This is a genomic window from Brevibacillus sp. MS2.2 (assembly GCF_013284345.1).
Classification (GTDB): domain Bacteria; phylum Bacillota; class Bacilli; order Brevibacillales; family Brevibacillaceae; genus Brevibacillus; species Brevibacillus brevis_C.
Window position 1 is genome coordinate 175,625 of record NZ_JABSUZ010000001.1, and the last position, 17,346, is coordinate 192,970.

A 17,346-nucleotide genomic window follows, 5' to 3' on the forward strand; every position below is an offset into this window, starting at 1 on the left:
TCAGTCCTCCCTCAATGTTGATGATCCCGTAAGCTTAAGGGAGCCATCTTCACAAACTCAGGCTTATCGATCAGTTGTGTATACGCCATCTGATTCCCTGGGAAATTCTTCATTTTCCAGCCATCCATATTTTTATTGCCCCCGTACAGAGGGTCTGCATATACGCCTTCGATCGTACTGGCCCGCAGCATATTGAAAAAAGTGCTCGCCGAAATGGTCGTCAATTTTACTTCATCGGTTTCAAAAGCTTTTAAAACAGCATCCTGTTGTTCCGGCGGGAGTTCATAAAACCGTTTTCCGTGGGTACTGTTACTGTGGTTGTTCATCTCTTGAAGGCCGATTTCGAATATTTCCCTGCGCTTCAACCTGCCTTGATAGCCCTGTGTAATCTCACCCGGAAAAAAGGGCGCTTGCATGTATTCTCGAGCATTAAAGCCCCAATCACCCGCTAGCTGGTGGTCAATGAAATAAGCTGCACCGAGTGCCTTCGCGCCTGGACCCAGCTCATCCTCAGGATAAATACGCTCACAGGTGGCATCCACCACCTTGAATTGCTCAGGCGTAAAAAACATGAGCGCCTGATTGTAATCGGCCGCAGGGGGCGGTGCTGCTGGCTGCGCCGGGGGTTCCGGTTTGCGGAGCAAGCTCCCTGCCACGCCACCCACGACCAAGCTACCGAGCACCAGGCCAGAGTTTTTCAAGAAGTTCCTTCGGGATACTGGCTGCTCCTTCACGTTGTTTGAATCTGCCAAATCTACCACCTCCAGTGATTTCCTTCTTTTGTTTTGTGCATTTTCTTCACAAGATAATCGTGATTAACGGAAATTTTTCCAACATGCTCCACTCATAACTTCATGCAGCGAACAAAGGATAAGTTTATCTAGGCAGGAAGACTTGGAGGGATCGTGATGAAGCATTTCCACACATGGGTTGGAACCGCAGGATTAGGGGCTGTACTTCTACTGACAGCTTGTATGAATCAAGCTGCCCAGCCTACGAAGCCACATCCGCCAGCACGTACGCAGTCTATTGCTCAGACTCCAAAAGGAGCAACGGTTATTCCAAGCGTGGATCGCGATAAGAAACTCACGACAAACGCGCACGGTCATACGTATAGCGGAATGGGCAATGCTCTTTACAGCTCCATGGGCAGCTCACACCTGCACACGGGTGGTCCTTCTACAAAGCTGGAAGCCCAACTGAAGGCAGCGGGCGTTCACGGTGTCCAGGCATTGATCGTAAATGATGCTATCTACTTGGCCCCTTCTACTGCCAATGCTCAATCGATCAATCAAATGGACCCGATGCAGTCCCATCTCATCAGCAATTACTCCGGTAGCTCCAGTCGCGGGCATGATGCTGCCCATATAAAATCAGGGAGCGGAACCGCAGGGACATTGGGTACAAGCGATCATCAGAGCACATTCGCCCAAGCACGCACCCAAATCGAGCGTATCTATGGAACGGATACAACCGTGAAGGTCGTGAGCTCGAAAAAAGGCATCAAAGCGCTAGAAACGGTGAAAAAGCATATGAGAGATCAAAAGGATCAGCAAGCCATGGCAGAACAGCTCAACGTGCTCATGCGCGAAGCGAAGCGGTAACCAAAGAAAAAGGGACAAGCAATTTTCGCTTGTCCCTTCCTTATTTCGATAAAAAATCATGGATTTCGTTCACGGTCTCTTTCGGATGCGTGACCATCAGCAAATGTTGTGCCTCCGGTATCATTTTCACCTTGGCCTGCTCCACAATCCGCTGGTAAGTGGCAACTGCCTGTCGGTGAAACTGCTGCTCTTCTTTTGACAATAAGCTGTCGTCAGCCAGCAGTAGCAGCACGGGGCATGTCAACTGCTGGAACAATTCCGGTTGGCTATGAATGCTATACTCTTGGAAATAAGCGGAGAACGCCTCCCTCGGCAAACGGTATCCGTAGCTGCTGTCTTCCCTTTTCAAAAGCTCGTCTCGCATCCAGCCCTCTGGCATCACTCTCGTACCATACCTCTCTGCGAACTGCCTTTCCGCTTCCTCTACAGAAGAAAAACGCGTGGTAGACAGCCGCTCGACAACCTTCTCTCTATTGAATCCGGGCACTTCTCCCAAGGAATAGTAGCCTCCATCCAGCAATACGAGCGAAGCTACGCACTTGGGATCTCGAATCGCAAGCATCTGGGCAGGCACAGCAGAAAAGGACGCTGCGACAACCGTTACTTGTTCGAGCTGTTCTTTCTCCAAGAGTTGAATCAAATCTGTTACGATTTGCTCAAACGAAAAGGAACCGTGGCTCACAGAATTCCCGTGACCACGGATATCTACCGCAATTACCCGATATCTCTCTGCCAATGCTGGCAGGATTGGCGCAAACAGTAGCTTGCTGTTGCGAATGCCATGCAAAAGCAGCAGCGCAGGTGCATGTGGCTTTCCGGTGACGCCGTACTCCAGTGTGCCCCCTTCTACCTGCAAACGATTCACATGCGAAAACAATGCTTCGTCCATTTTGCCTGCCTCCTTACTAAATACGCCCCGGAATCAGCACACCAATATGATCTGGATGTAGCCTGGCGATGTAAAACAGTGCGGCTACGATACATACACCAACCACTAGTGTGAGTACTTCTGTTTTCTTCCATCGTTTGCTGCGGTAAAACCGATGCTGACTGTTACGCATGCGAAAGCCTTTGGCATCCAATGCATTGGCGATCAATTGCACACGCTTGAGTGAGTTGAAGATGAGCGGCACGAGCAAATAACTGTACTTCCTGATGCGCTCTGAAACATTCCCTTCGCTCGTCGACATCCCTCGTACCATCTGCGCTTCCCGAATGATTGCCAAATCATTTTTGACGAGGGGGATAAAACGAAAAATGAGCGAGAGCAAATAGCTGATCGAAAACGGAACGCCAATCCCGCGAAGTCCCATCGCTATTTCTCTGGGCGAAGTTGTAAACACATAGTACATCGACAATAACGCGACATTTGCCAGTCGAAGTCCCATTCCCAATGCCCATAGGACGCCGACATCCGTGATTTGCACGGGATAGTGGATCAACGGAATGGTGCTGCTCCAGTACGGAGTGCCTACATTGGTAAACGGCAGCCACGTAATCACAGCAAAGCACGAACCGATTACACCAACCAATACATACGCCTTAATCATGGAGCGCTCCCAGCCCAGCTTGGCAATTAGTGCAATGTTTATCACCAATAAAATAATAAGCGCACGCGGGTCCTGGAATAAAAAAGGGAGCAAGCCCAGCAGCACGAATACAAGCAGCGCATAGCTCGGATGGGCATTCCTCATCTTAGATCCCCTCTCCCAGCAACTGTTTTTTCATCGCGGTCAGCGTGAGTGGAATCGGATCATGGACACCCACTTCTTTCCCAAAACGATACATGGCAGGCGCTTCTACTTGGGCAGCAGCTAATACTTGCGGCTGTGAAAATACGTGCTGCAGGTCCCCGTCGCATAGCAGCTTTCCTTTATGCATAACGATCACTCGTTGAGCGTACTCCGCTACCAAACGCATATCATGCGTGATGACGATGATCGTATGACCTTCCGCGTGCAAATGCCGCACCAGCTCCATCATTTCTTGCATGCCACGGTAATCGAGACCGGTCGTAGGTTCGTCCAGCACGATCACCTGCGGCTTCATCGCCAAAATCGAAGCCACCGCAATCTTTTGCCGCGTGCCTTTGCTCGAAAAATGAGGCTCTTCTTCGCCCTTGTCGGATAACCCCACTGCTGCCAACGCCTCCGCGACAGCTTGCTCTATTTTTTCAGGCGGCCAGCCCATGTTTTTGGGCCCAAATGCTACCTCCGCCTTGATGGTCGAATGAAAGATTTGATGATCAGGATTTTGATAACAATACGCCACGATTCTCGATAGGTGGGCAACATTCAACGCCTTGGTATCGAGACCATTCACTTTGACGGTACCCTGTGTCGGCTTGTACAGACCGTTACAATGCTTGGCCAATGTCGTTTTACCGGAACCATTCCCCCCGATGATCGCGACGAATTCTCCCTGTTTCAGTTGGAGCGAAACGCCATGCAGCACCGGCTTTTCCTTTTCATAGCCATACCACACCTCATCAAATTCAATGACGACACTCACAGGCTTCCCTCCCGAACGAGCTGGGCTTCCTTGTAGTGGAGTGCCAGCTCCTCAACAGTCAAGGGAACACCAGCAGAGGACGCCAACAAGACGCCTTCCTGGCATAGCAGGTGATAAAGTCGGATGACATCCGGGACCAATATGCCATGTTCGTCCAACACTTCCACTTGGGCAAAAAATTTCCGAGTCGGCTGGTCCAACACGATTTTCCCCTCTGCAATCAGAATCATTCGGTCGCAAAAGGCCGCGAGCTCTTCTGTCGCATGGGACGATACCACAATCGTCATTTCTTTTTCCTGCTTCAGCCGTGCAAGAAGCGAGAAGACCTCCCGCGCTCCCACCGGGTCTAGCTCAGAAGTAGGCTCATCCAAAATGAGCACCTGCGGACTGTGGGAAAGAGCGGATGCAATTGCCACCCGCTGCTTTTCTCCCCCCGAAAGCTCAAGAGGCGAACGAGTAGCAAAGCCGTTCAATCCGATCAGATCGAGTACCTCTGCCATTCGTCGTTCTATTCGCTCGTCCGACCACCCGGCATTCTCAAGCGAAAAGGCAAGCTCCTCTTCGACAGTCAGCCCGATGAACTGGGTTTCCGGGTCCTGAAAAACGATGCCTTGCTCGCTTGTGGACTCGACACTCCCCACGAAGTGTCCTCCGTAGTTAGACGGAATCAGACCCGACATGGTTAATAGCAGCGTCGTTTTCCCTGCGGCAGCAGGCCCGACTATACCGACTACTTCCCCTGGATCAAGCGCCAGATGAATGTCCGCTAGCGCAGGCTGTGCTCCCTCTTCATAGTGCCAATAGACTCCGTTTACTCGCAGCAATGGTTCTGTTCTCACCTTGCGATCCTGCTTTCATTTCCGAGATAGTTGAATTCCTGCAAGGGACGGCCCCGGTATAGTCCAGAGCGCTTCACGAATGGGTACAACAGCTTCAAGAGGATTGGTCCCAGAATCGCCGTGGAAATGGCTTGGTTCAAGAACACGGTTGGGATGTACCAGACCGCCACTTCTTTTGGTGTCAGACCCAGTGCCACGTTAATCAAAATCGCGCACGCTACCACAATCGAGCTGATCATGACAACAAACACGATATATTGAAGGACGCTGCGTTTTGTTTTCAGTGCAGGATGACTCACAGCAAGCAACCCGATAAAGCCCCCCATAAAATTAGAAAAGAAACCGACCGCAATCGCATGAGGCGGTGCGCTTCCGGTTAACAAATCACTGACCATATTTCCAAAGGCAAGACCAATGCATCCCGGCAAGCCGAATAACATGCCAAATACGGGCTGAAGGGCATTGGCCGGACGGATGGGTACGGAAGGAATGAGCTTGATATTGGCAAGCATAATAATAGCAACAGCGTAGAGCGCGGCAGTAACGACAATCAGGACGTAATCCACTGTCGTCCATTTCCGCCGGAACAGAGTCGAAAACATCAGAATAAACCCTCCTCGTGTCAAGTGTTAATGTTTGGAATATTCCTGTAGCCAGTTTACTCTCTCTTTACTGGATCGTCTAGAAGAGGGTGGGTAAAACCATTGGTTCTGGCTGTAGTGGTGGAGAGGAAACAGGAGAAAACGCTCAGCTTCTAGGGCCACCCCCTGGGGGGATTGACTGCCCGACTCCATGCAAAAAGCGAAACCGCGTCCAAAGTGGTCGGTTCAGGATGTGTTTCAGAGGTGGACGCTTAAAGGCGTGTTTCGCTGTTTTCTCCTGTTTCCTCTGCGAGCTGTTTGCTTTTCCCCTGCTTTAATTAGGGAGAATCAAAATAAAAAAGAGAGAGTCATGATTCTCTCTCCCTCCTGAATTCACTTTCAAATATTGTTACCAAAGCCACGTGAGAAGAAGTGCATTTTCAGTCCAAGCGCCTCTGGAGCCCAGCTTAGCGTAGGAATGAATGGCGGGGGTTTTCAGCTTCAACCTCTGCGAGTACATCCTCGAAACTCTACTTTTGAAGCGCTCCGGCCATTCATTCCGAAGCGGACAGTCCCCACCCACAGCAGGGCGTAGGCCGAAGCGTAGACTGGAAATACACTTCTTCCCCACTACAGCCACTCCCCTCTACTCCTCAAACCTCACTATTTCCAAATTGGTTTTCTTGACCTTCACCAAATACAACAAATAGATCAAGCCAACAAAGGTCCAGAGCAAGCCGAGCATCATGGACGTTGCTTCCAGGTTGACCCACAAAAAGGCGATGAACGTTGTCCCGATGAGTGGAGACAACACGAAGCCCCACCAATCCTTGATATGCTTGTTCTTTTGTTTGCGGAAATAGTACGCTATTACACTGATGTTTACAAAGCTAAAGGCGATCAGCGCACCGAAGTTAATAAAGGACGTGGCGGTTAGCAAATCCATGTACAGAGCGAACAGCATCAACACTCCGACCAGCAAGACGTTAAGCAATGGAGTTCTCAGCTTCGGATGAACATAACCGAACCAGCGTTGCGGCAAAAATCCATCTCTCCCCATTGCGTACAATAAGCGCGTTACGCTCGTGACAGATACGAGCCCGGATGCCAGTGTCGAAGACAACGCTGCCGCTAAAAACACCAATTGAAAGATCGTCCCACCAATAAACAAAGCAATCTCCGCAGAGGCTGCTTCTGGATCAGACAATACCGAAACATCAGGAAATAATGATTGCATGAAATAAGATGCTGTAATAAATAACGCTCCTCCTGCGAGTGCTACGAGCATAATCCCGCGAGGAATCGTCTTTTTCGCATCGACGGTCTCCTCCGTTAGCGTGGTTACGGCATCAAAGCCAAGGAAGGAAAAGCAAAGAATCGACGCACCTGAAAGCAGGGCAATGACAGACATATCCGGTGACACAAATGGCCGCAGGTTGAATACTTGCCCAAGCCCGTCACCTTGCATAAGGCCACGGATTGCCAATCCCGCAAACAACACGACGACCACGACTTGAAACAGTACCAGAAACGAGTTAACGGATGCGGTTACCGTTACGCGAAATACGTTTAACCCCGTCACCAATACAATGAAGCCAATAATCCACCACGCTGTCGACACGTCAGGAAACACAGATGATAGGTATACTCCCGTCAACAAGGCGTTAATCATCGGTAAAAACAAATAATCCAGCAAAGACGCCCAGCCTACCAAAAATCCTGCATAGGGATGAATCGTTTGTTGCGTATACGTATACGCGGTCCCTGCTGAAGGGAATAGCCGTACCATCTTTCCGTAGCTTGCCGCCGTAAACAGGATCGCAAGAAGTGTGACTGCATAAGCAGCAGGAACGTGCCCCCCCGTTTCTCCAGAAACAATGCCAAAGGTGTCAAAAACGGCCATCGGGGCCATGTAGCCCAGTCCAATTACGACAATATGCCGCAACTTCAAACTACGTGTTAGTTCTGCTCTCCCGTTCACTACCTGTCCCCCTTTATGTAACAGAATAATTATACACGTTGATTTATAATCACGAAAGAAAAAAGCGCTACTGCACACGGGTTCTCCATGCACAGCAGCGCTTGATTTCTATAAGTAATTCCTAGGCTTTTGGCAGTTCAAAGGAACTCTTCAACGATACAATCCGGTTGAATACGAGCTTATCATCTGTCGTATGCTTCGGATCGACATTGAAATAGCCATGACGGAAAAATTGATACTTGTCTTGTGGCTTGGTTTCTTTCATATTTGGCTCCACATAGCCTTGCAGCACTTCCAACGAATTCGGGTTAACGTTGTCGAGGAAAGTACCCTCTGCGTCTTCCTCATCCATAATCAATGGCTCGTACAAACGGAATTCAGCAGGAACCGCATTGGTTGCATCTACCCAGTGAATTGTACCTTTTACCTTACGACCTGTAAAACCGCTGCCGCTCTTCGTCTCAGGGTCATACGTGCAATGAATCTCGATCACGTTGCCATCTGCATCCTTCACAACGTCATTGCATTTAATGAAGTACGCGTGCTTCAGACGCACTTCATTTCCCGGGAACAGGCGGAAATACTTGCTCGGCGGGTTTTCCATGAAGTCGTCCTGCTCAATGTAGATTTCGCGGGAGAACGGAATTTCACGATTGCCCATTTCCGGGTTCTCTGGATTGATCTCCGCTTCGAGCATCTCGACTTGTCCTTCCGGATAATTCGTGATGACGACCTTCAACGGATTCAAAACAGCCATCGTACGTGGCGCCTTCAGCTTCAGGTCCTCACGGATGAAATACTCCAGCATTTTTTCGTCAACCGTGCTGTTAGCGCGCGCTACCCCTACTTCACGAGCGAATGTACGAATTGCTTCCGGTGTATAGCCACGACGACGGAAGCCTGCGATGGTTGGCATACGCGGGTCATCCCAGCCGTCTACTACATTCTCATCGACAAGCTGTTTCAGCTTGCGTTTACTCATAACGGTGTTGGTCAGATTCAAGCGAGCAAATTCGTACTGGCGTGGTACCTTCTCCATTTCGCACTCGCGGACTACCCAGTCATACAACGGACGATGATCTTCGAATTCCAGTGAGCACAGGGAGTGTGTCACGCCCTCAATGGCATCCTCCAACGGATGAGCGAAGTCGTACATCGGATAGATGCACCATTTGTCGCCCGTGTTGTGATGCGTTGCATGGGAGATCCGATACAGAACCGGATCACGCATGTTGAAGTTCTGAGAAGCCATATCGATTTTCGCACGCAGCACCTTTTCTCCGTCCTTGAATTCCCCTTGGCGCATCCGTGCAAACAGGTCCAGGTTTTCCTCCACAGATCGGTTGCGGAACGGACTATCTGTGCCAGGCTCTGTCCATGTCCCACGCATTTTACGCATTTCTTCGGGAGACAGATCGTCTACATAAGCCAGACCTTTTTTAATCAACAGTACCGCCCGGTTGTACATCTCTTCAAAGTAATCAGATGCAAAAAACAGCCCGTCCCATTCGAAGCCAAGCCATTGAACGTCCCTTTTGATGGCCTCTACGTATTCGATGTCTTCCTTTACCGGGTTGGTATCGTCAAATCGAAGGTTGGCCTTGCCAGAAAATTCACGTGCCAACTCAAAGTTGAGGCAGATTGCTTTTGCATGTCCAATATGAAGATACCCGTTCGGTTCTGGGGGAAAGCGGGTAATGATTTCCTTTACTTTGCCCTCTTGCAAGTCATCAATCATGATATTGCGGATAAAATTGGATGCCGCTACCTTGTTTTCCAATGAAATCAACCTTTCACTTCACCTTTACATTCCATAATACTGATTCTCTACCCAGAGTTCAACAAAATCGGGTCGTTGACCGACCCGCTCACGTCTTCCATTGCTGCCTCGTTTGCCATTGTGACCTGCAATACAGATGAATGACAGAATCAATGGCAACGCGCTGCTCCGTGATCCCACGAATCGTTTCGAGATGCTTCGGGGAAATCAGATGCAGCAAAGGCTGTTCAACATGATTGAAACGTTGGAAGGCTTCCGCAGCAATCCGATCCCACTGCGGGTAATATCGAAGCAAGTCATCGGGCATTACGCGGGAGCGTTCCGTGTCGGACTCGGGCAAACAATCAAAAGGTTCATCCAGATTTAACGTTCCATAATCATCAGTCAACTCTTCACCCGGCTGAATATCCCGTGCAGCCAATTCCATATCATACATGGTCGGCACGCAATTCGCATGAAAGCTGTGGTTCACGTACCTTGCCTTATCCCAACAAAGAATGTACTTTCCGAACTGGTTCTTGAACGAATATTTTTGTACGTCCTGTTTTCGTAATGAATCAAGTCTTTCCACAAATCCCGGGTCCAATACCTGGTCCAAATTATCCTGTGCCCATACAATCGTTCCTTTTGGGATAAACCTTGTCGCAAACACACCGTACCCGATCTCATCGTTGATATAGCGCAATTCTGTATCGGGATGCATCATGGTCTTTGTTTCACTCCTTGGCGAATGTGCCTTTTTATCATCATAAGCAGTTCAGCCCCAGGAGGTGTGTGAATGTCTGCGAAAAACAACCTTCCTCATAGCATTCCTGACTATTTTTCTGGATGAAAATAATTTTTCTTATTTACCACAAATGGTAAATAGTCTATATTATTGGCAAACGGAGTTTTAGGAACATTTTCCCACAACGATCGAATCAGTTTATGTGTCAATTTTCTACTTTAACCATTGATATCGAAACGGCATACCCGGGGAAATCCGGCGACGCAAAGCTATAGGGGCTACCTCCGTAACAGCGGACACGCTTGCCAGCTACCGAAGTATTGATGTAGGACGAGACCAATGATCCTATATCATTGGTCTTTTTTTGCGCTCACAATGTCTATTTTTGTCTATTTTTGTATGATTGTGTATTTTTAACTTTTAAAGGAGGTGAGGCAACAGCGGATAGCCGGTTTAATGAAAACATTATTTTATTCATCATGAAGGAGGTTTCATAGGAATGTCATTCTGGAAGAAACTCTCGACCGTCGCGCTGACTGCTGTCATCGGGCTATCAACATTCTCTGGGGTACAAGCTGCTAACCGTCCAACATCGATGTCACCGAACGCAATGGTGACGACTCCTCACTATCTGGCTACGGCTGCGGCCCTAAAAACATTGGAAGACGGTGGAAATGCAGTAGATGCTGCTATTACAGCCGCTTCCACATTAGCTGTCGTCTATCCTCATTACACATCCATTGGTGGAGATAACTTCTGGCTCATCTACAATGCCAAAACCAAAGAGCTGAAGGCGCTGAACGGCAGTGGTCGCGCAGGCGAAAAGGCAACCATCGACTATTACAAAAACAAAGGCTACGAAAAAATCCCGTCCCGCGGTTATGAATCGGCAAACACTGTCCCTGGTGTCGTCTCCGGCTGGTGGGAGGCGTACAACTACGCCCATAAAAGCATGGGCAACAGTAAGCTTCAATGGAACAGACTGCTGGAGCCTGCCATTGGATACGCAGAGAATGGATATCCAGTCACCCCTAACCAAGTATATTGGACGAAATACGCGACAGATCCAACTGACAATGACTTGAAAAACCTTCAACGTTTTGATGGATTCCGTAAAACATTCCTGAAGCCAAACGGCGATCCTTATGCAGCAGGCGAAATTCTCAAACAAAAGGATCTTGCCAATACTTTGCGAATCATTGCAAAAAAAGGCGCTGACGGTTTTTATAAAGGAGAAGTTGCTAAAAAAATCGTAGCAGACATGCAAGCCAACGGTGGATTGCTCACGTTGAAAGATTTTGAGAAGCACACCTCCACTTGGGCAGATCCAATTTCGGTAGACTACCGCGGTTACAAAGCGTACAATGTTCCGCCTAACTCCCAAGGCATGGCATCGCTCTCTATTCTTAATGTTTTGAATAACTTTGACCTCAAGAGCATGGGTGAAGGAACACCCGATTACTATCACACGATTGTAGAAGCTACCAAACAGTCTTTTGCTGACCGCGACAAATGGCTGACTGACCCTGCCTTTGTGGATATCCCTGTGGATGAACTGTTGTCCAAGCAGCACGGGAAAGATTTAGCTGCGCGCATTGATATGAAGCAAGCCGCCAAATCCGTAGAACCGCTTGATCCAAAAGGAGATACAACCTGGTTCGGGATCGTCGACAAAGATGGAAATGCAGTGTCCATCATTCAGAGTCACTATTTTGACTGGGGTTCCGGCATCGTAGCGAAAGATACGGGCATCCTTATGCAAAACCGCGGAAGCTATTTCTCTTTGGACCCTAAACACATCAATCACTTGGAACCAGGAAAACGCACCTTCCACACAATTAACCCAGCTATGCTCTTTAAAGGGGACAAGCCTTATCTTCTCTACGGAACACAAGGGGGAGAAGGACAGCCGCAAACGCAAGCCGCTCTCGTCACGCGTATCATCGACTTTGGTTTCAGCGTGCAAGACGCAATCGAAGCGCCGAGATGGCTGCATGGACGCAACTGGGGATCTTCTTCCAACAATCTAAAGGTGGAAAGCCGCATCCCTCAAGAAGTCCTGGACGAGTTGATTAAACGTGGGCATCCAGTAGAAAAGCTGGAAGCAGCCTATACCGATACGATGGGACAGTCCGGCGCAATCCTGATTGACCCGCAAACCAATGTAAAATTTGGCGGTGCTGACCCTCGCGGTGAAGGCGCTGCAATGGGATATTGATATTTTGTCAGACTGCTGAGTAAATCTCAGCAGTCTACCTGTTTCTATTTCGCAATCACGGATTAGGAGTGGAAAAACCCTATGTTTTTGTTCAACAAGCTCAGGAACAAAATGATTCTTTGGTTTCTCGTCGTGGCCGTCATTCCACTTACTGCCGTTTCGTTGTTTATCACGAGCAGCTTTTCATCCATTCTGATTGATAAACAAAAATCATCCTATGTTGACCTTACTTCCAGTACAGCCATAGCTATGGATCAATATCTGGATCGGCGTATGACAGAAATTCAGATTTTAGCCCGTACCGCGGATATTCAATCCGATGATGCAGCGGCAAAAAATGAATTCATCCGCAAGTTTACCGAGGAAATGAAACTGTATGACGGAAATACGTTTATCGCAAGCGATGGAAAAGTAACGGCTGATACGTTCCCCAAAAGCGTTGGAATCAATCTTGCCGAGCGCCAATTCTTCAAAGACGGTATGCAGGACAAGTCCAGCTTCTCCGATGTTCTTGTTGCGAAAACAACCGGCAATCGCTCTATCATCGTCGCTTCCCCTGTAAAAGCGAAAAACAATGAGAAGCTTGGTGTTTTGACCGGGCTCGTCAATGTAGATGACTTCACAGCTACATTTCTCAAAGATTTGAAAGTAGGCAACGATGGTTATCCGATTCTCGTTGATAACAAGGACCAGATTCAGTACCATCCTACCGAGGATCTGATCGGAAAACCGCTTGAGGAATCCGCTCTGCCGCAACCATTACAGGAAATCCTTACATCAGGAAAAACAGAAAAGGGCTCATACAGCTACTCGGACAACGGCAAGGAATACGTTGTCACCTATTCCCCCATTCCCAAGACCAACTTTGGTTTGTATCTGCATATCCCTGTCGAATCCATAACGTCTGCGGTTTCATCCGTTACCACCATGGTTACGATCATTGTCATCGCTGTTGTTGCTGTTGTGATCGCAATCGCATACGCTGTTTCCCTGCAAATCTCACGCCCTATTGCGGCAGTTGCCTCTGTGGCTAATCGCATTTCCGAGGGTGAACTGACTGTACAACCCTTGCAAATTCGAACCAGGGATGAGGTTGGACAGCTATCCCAATCCGTAAACACAATGGTGCTCAACCTGCGAACGATTATTCAACAAGTAAATGATACAGCTTCAGATCTTGCTTCTTCAGCAGAGGAATTGTCGGTCAACGCCGACCATACGAGCAAGGCTACCGAGCAAATTGCAATCACGATTCAGGAAGTAGCGTACGGTGCGGAAAAGCAAGTGAAGAGTGTAGAGGATAGTGTCACCGCAATTCAAGGCGTATCGACAGGGGCTCAGCAGGTTGCCACGAATGCACAGCAAGCTGCCGAATCAGCTTTGGACGCTTCCCAAATTGCAGTGGAAGGCAATCAGGCCCTTCAGGTCGTTATCAGCCAGATGCAGTCGATCGAGAGCACTGTCGGTAACATTGCCGATATCGTTAAACGATTAGGGAACAGCTCGCAGGAAATCGGGCAAATCGTCCAAGTCATCACCGCCATAGCTGAACAAACAAATCTGTTAGCGCTTAACGCAGCTATTGAAGCGGCGAGAGCTGGTGAACAGGGGCGCGGATTCGCCGTGGTGGCAGACGAAGTGCGCAAATTGGCTGAGCAGTCCGCACAATCAGCGCAACAGATCAAACTGTTGATTACGACGATTCAGCTCGAATCCAACCAGGCTGTCCTTTCGATGGAGCAGGGCACCCAAGAGGTCGCCACTGGACTTACGGTCGTTAACCATGCAGGCAAGTCCTTCGAACAGATCCAAGATGCTGTCACGCAGGTGGCAAGCCAAATTCAAGAAGTAAAGGCTTATTCTGAGCAAATGTCTTTGGGCACCAAGCAGGTGGTAGAATTGGTCAGTGTCATTGAAGAAGTAGCGGAGAATTCTGCTGACGGAACACAAAGCGTGTCGGCCGCCACAGAAGAACAACTGGCAGCTATGGAAGAAGTCAGTTCATCAGCTTCTTCCCTGGCAAAAATAGCCGAAGAACTGCAATCTCATGTAAGTAAATTCAAGATATAGTCCAATTAACGAAAAGAAAGAAAGCCGCCTGGCATACTGCTCGGCGGCTCTTTCCTACTTGCGCTTACACACCCACATCCGGTCAGGATGGTTCGTGCAAATTTGAATCTCGGGATGCCACGAAATGACTTCACGGATATGCTTCGGATCATCCAGCGTCCACGCGATGACTTTGAAGCCTTTTTCAATCGCGGCTACTGTTAGCTCACGATTCAGAAACGGATATCCCATGGAGAGGATCGTAGCACCTGCTGCCTCCATCTGTTCCAGCATGAGTACAGGGCGGCCATAAACAATTAGGCCTGTCTCCACTTCTTGATCGAGTGTGCGGACGTGACGGATCAAATCGTGGTCAAATGAAGTCAGGTGCACCTCTTGCTTCATTCCATGCCTTTCTACAAGCGAGAGCACCTTTTCAGCGATACCCGGGTACATGTCACTCGTTGCTTTCAACTCGATATTTAGCGTGCAGCGACCTTTTACTGCGATCAGCACTTCCTCTAGTGTAGGGATTTTTTCGCCCGCAAACTTGTCACCAAACCAGCTACCTGCATCCAGCTCACGCATCTCGGCCAAGGTATGATCCATGACCAGACCGCGGCCATTCGTCGTGCGTTCCAGCGTAAAGTCATGAATCAGCACCGGAACACCGTCACGCGTCAGTTGAACATCAATTTCCATTGCTTTGATAGCTGGCTCTGCCAAAGCCAGTCGAATCGCTGTCATTGTATTCTCCGGGGCTTTACCTGACCACCCGCGATGTGCCATACAAATGTTCATTTCGCCAGCTCCTCTATCATTTCGTTTCTGTTATTTCTTCAAAAGCTTGCTGCCTTTTTCCGTTGCCGTCTGCATCGCTTCATCAACAGTCGCTTGGCCAAGCATCGCACGCTGCAATTCTTTTTGGATCACATCCTGCAATTCTTTGTAGCCTGGAGCCATTGGACGTGGATAGCCGTATTGCAGTTGATCTACCGCGACCTTGAAGTTTGGCTCTTTTTCGTAGAATGCCTTCATTTCAGCCGAATCAATGGCTTCTGTCGTGACAGGCATATAACCGGAAGCGATTGACCACGGAACCGTTTGCTCGGTATCGGTCATCCACTTCATGAACTCCCACGCTGCTTTTTTCTCTGCATCGGTCGACTTTGCCAGCATCACGAGATTCGCGCCGCCCGTTGGCGTACCAAACGTTTTATTGGCTGGCAAGAAAGCTGCACCCATGTCAAATTTGGCATTTTTCTTCAATTCCGTCAAGGAACCTGTCGAGGTGAAAATCATGCCCACTTTTTGATTCAGGAAGTCTTGCTCCGCTACATCCCACGCATTGTAGTTCTCTCCTGGAGGGTTTTTCATAATGCCTTCCTTCACCATTTTGGACCAGAGCTCAAGCGGTGCTTTTCCTGCTTCGTTGTTGATTGTCAGCTCCTTGCCGTTCTCACTCAGGATGTTACCTCCGCCTTGGAAAACAAGCGCTTCGTAGAACCAGATATCAACAGGCGTCGAGAAGCCGTACCGGGTAATTTTGTCTCCTTCTTTTTTGCTCAGCTTTTGCGAGAAGCTGACGAGCTCATCCCATGTTTTCGGACCGTTTGAATCAAGTCCTGCTTCTTTTAACATATCGCGGTTGATGTACAACAGTGGGGTGGAGCGGTTAAATGGCACTGCGTACAGCTTGTCATTCCAATAAGAGTTTTTCATGAGACCTGGAATGTACTTCTTTTCATCCCCTTGCGAGTATGGCGTCAAATCTTCCAAAACCTTTGCATCCGCAAATGCTGCGATCGAAGCGATCTCGACCATCGTGACATCTGGATTGTTGCCCGCTGCTACAGATGCCAGTACCTTGGAGTGGTTCTCTTGATACGCACCTTGGTAGGCTGGTTTGACGATAATATCTTTATGTGTTTCATTGAATTTTTTGACCATATCCTCGATGGTTTTCCCACGAACGCCACCCAACGCATACCAGAAATCAATTTGGACAGGGCCGCTGGATTCTGTAGACGCTGCTGGCTGAGAAGTGCTGCCTGTACTCGTAGACTGTTCTTTACCAGATGATCCGCATCCAGCCAACACACCTGACAAACCGATAGTCAATGCACATAGAATCGTTCCAGTCTTTTTCAATGAAAACATGGTTTGATTTCCTCCCTATTGTGATCCAATAATTTGACTTCCTATTATTATTTGGATTGATAGATGAACGCTTTGATAATATGCCGTTGTGCCACGAAGAAAATCACGAGAATCGGTAGAATAAGAATCATGTTGCCCGCCATCATGACGTTCCACAAGGTTCCGCCGTCGGACATGTGCAAGCTGGATATTCCGATCGGCAAGGTGCGTACCTCGTCGCTGTTGGTCATAATCAGCGGCCAGAAATAGTCGTTCCAGTGGTAAATAAAGCTGAATAGTCCGAAAGTGACCAGCACTGGCTTCGCCATCGGGACCATGATTGTCCACATGATCTTCCATTCGGACGCGTTATCCAGACGTGCAGCCTCGATCACTTCATCGGGCACCTGCATGAATGCTTGCCTGAGCAGGAAGATTCCGAAAGCACTGGCTGCGTACGGCAGGATGAGCGACCATAGCGTGTTGACGAGCCCCCAGCCACTCAATTGCACGTAAATCGGCAAAAAGATGACTTGTCCGGGAATCATCAAGACAATCAAGACAAGACCAAACAACAGATTGCGACCGGGAAACTTGTAGCGTGCGAAAGCGTAAGCCGCAGGCACCGCCGTCAAAAATTGCAGGACCAAAATCCCTACCGCCACCAGAATGCTGTTCCACGTATACATAAGGAACGGACCTGATTCCCACGCTTGGGCGAAGTTGCTCCACTCCCACGTCTCAGGCAAAAGCGTCGGGGGAAATTGCCGAACCTCTGGCATCGTTTTGAAAGCCGTCGATGCCATCCACAGAAACGGGAACACAAACAGGAAAGCCACGATCAAAAGTCCAATCCATTCCACGGTCTTGCGTGAAGCCAAAACCACTCGATACATGCTGCTCCTCCTTTCTCACGA

15 protein-coding genes and 1 riboswitch are annotated in these 17,346 nt (G+C 48.9%); of the genes, 3 read left to right on the top strand and 12 right to left on the bottom strand.

The features are described 5' to 3' along the window. Positions 1–11 precede the first annotated feature (11 nt). Entirely contained in the window at positions 12–752 is a 741-nt protein-coding gene (locus HP568_RS00745) for a gluconate 2-dehydrogenase subunit 3 family protein (protein WP_217366315.1), read from the bottom strand. 156 nt (positions 753–908) lie between these two features. Between HP568_RS00745 and HP568_RS00750 the strand changes: the two genes are divergently transcribed. Then, on the top strand, positions 909–1,604 hold the full coding sequence (locus HP568_RS00750; RefSeq protein ID WP_173628046.1) for a hypothetical protein: 696 nt from the start codon (positions 909–911) through the stop codon (positions 1,602–1,604). 40 nt (positions 1,605–1,644) lie between these two features. Here HP568_RS00750 and HP568_RS00755 read toward each other — a convergent pair whose 3' ends face one another. From HP568_RS00755 to HP568_RS00790, 8 genes are all read right to left on the bottom strand, one after another. Further along, positions 1,645–2,493, bottom strand: a complete 849-nt coding sequence (locus HP568_RS00755) for an alpha/beta fold hydrolase (protein ID WP_173628047.1) — start codon at positions 2,491–2,493, stop codon at positions 1,645–1,647. A 16-nt stretch (positions 2,494–2,509) separates the two neighbouring features. Continuing rightward, positions 2,510–3,298 (bottom strand): energy-coupling factor transporter transmembrane component T, encoded by a 789-nt coding sequence (locus HP568_RS00760; protein WP_173628048.1) that lies wholly within the window; start codon positions 3,296–3,298, stop codon positions 2,510–2,512. Position 3,299: 1 nt separating this feature from the next. Then, positions 3,300–4,115 carry an energy-coupling factor ABC transporter ATP-binding protein gene (locus tag HP568_RS00765; RefSeq protein ID WP_173628049.1) on the bottom strand — a complete coding sequence of 272 codons (816 nt, stop codon included), beginning with the start codon at positions 4,113–4,115 and terminating at the stop codon, positions 3,300–3,302. Then, positions 4,112–4,954: an energy-coupling factor ABC transporter ATP-binding protein gene (locus HP568_RS00770; protein ID WP_173628050.1), complete on the bottom strand. Its 843-nt coding sequence runs from the start codon at positions 4,952–4,954 to the stop codon at positions 4,112–4,114. Before HP568_RS00770 ends, HP568_RS00765 begins: the two co-directional genes overlap by 4 nt. Beyond that, complete coding sequence (locus HP568_RS00775) at positions 4,951–5,556, bottom strand: QueT transporter family protein (protein ID WP_048035169.1); 606 nt, start codon at positions 5,554–5,556, stop codon at positions 4,951–4,953. Before HP568_RS00775 ends, HP568_RS00770 begins: the two co-directional genes overlap by 4 nt. Before the next feature lie 625 nt (positions 5,557–6,181). Further along, on the bottom strand, positions 6,182–7,516 hold the full coding sequence (locus HP568_RS00780; protein ID WP_048035170.1) for an APC family permease: 1,335 nt from the start codon (positions 7,514–7,516) through the stop codon (positions 6,182–6,184). A 121-nt stretch (positions 7,517–7,637) separates the two neighbouring features. Continuing rightward, entirely contained in the window at positions 7,638–9,305 is a 1,668-nt protein-coding gene (locus tag HP568_RS00785; protein ID WP_048035171.1) for a glutamine--tRNA ligase/YqeY domain fusion protein, read from the bottom strand. Positions 9,306–9,384: 79 nt separating this feature from the next. Further along, positions 9,385–10,002: an SET domain-containing protein gene (locus HP568_RS00790; RefSeq protein WP_048035172.1), complete on the bottom strand. Its 618-nt coding sequence runs from the start codon at positions 10,000–10,002 to the stop codon at positions 9,385–9,387. A 249-nt stretch (positions 10,003–10,251) separates the two neighbouring features. Next, positions 10,252–10,340, top strand: a riboswitch (cyclic di-GMP riboswitch). A 182-nt stretch (positions 10,341–10,522) separates the two neighbouring features. Here HP568_RS00790 and ggt point away from each other — a divergent pair. Then, a complete protein-coding gene (gene ggt / locus HP568_RS00795; protein WP_048035173.1) occupies positions 10,523–12,241 on the top strand; it encodes a gamma-glutamyltransferase in 1,719 nt (572 codons plus the stop codon). Positions 12,242–12,322: 81 nt separating this feature from the next. After that, positions 12,323–14,311 (top strand): methyl-accepting chemotaxis protein, encoded by a 1,989-nt coding sequence (locus HP568_RS00800; RefSeq protein ID WP_048035174.1) that lies wholly within the window; start codon positions 12,323–12,325, stop codon positions 14,309–14,311. Between the two features lie 54 nt (positions 14,312–14,365). On the opposite strand, the gene HP568_RS00805 is transcribed toward HP568_RS00800, so the two are convergent. Genes HP568_RS00805 through HP568_RS00815 form a run of 3 tightly spaced genes read right to left on the bottom strand, consistent with a single transcriptional unit; the run spans position 14,366 to position 17,325 of the window. After that, complete coding sequence (locus HP568_RS00805) at positions 14,366–15,091, bottom strand: glycerophosphodiester phosphodiesterase (protein ID WP_173628051.1); 726 nt, start codon at positions 15,089–15,091, stop codon at positions 14,366–14,368. Positions 15,092–15,121: 30 nt separating this feature from the next. Further along, the gene (locus HP568_RS00810; RefSeq protein WP_173628052.1) at positions 15,122–16,450 is read right to left on the bottom strand and encodes an ABC transporter substrate-binding protein; all 1,329 of its coding nucleotides are present in this window, start codon (positions 16,448–16,450) and stop codon (positions 15,122–15,124) included. A gap of 47 nt (positions 16,451–16,497) precedes the next feature. Continuing rightward, the gene (locus HP568_RS00815) at positions 16,498–17,325 is read right to left on the bottom strand and encodes a carbohydrate ABC transporter permease (RefSeq protein ID WP_048035177.1); all 828 of its coding nucleotides are present in this window, start codon (positions 17,323–17,325) and stop codon (positions 16,498–16,500) included. Between the last annotated feature and the right edge of the window lie 21 nt (positions 17,326–17,346).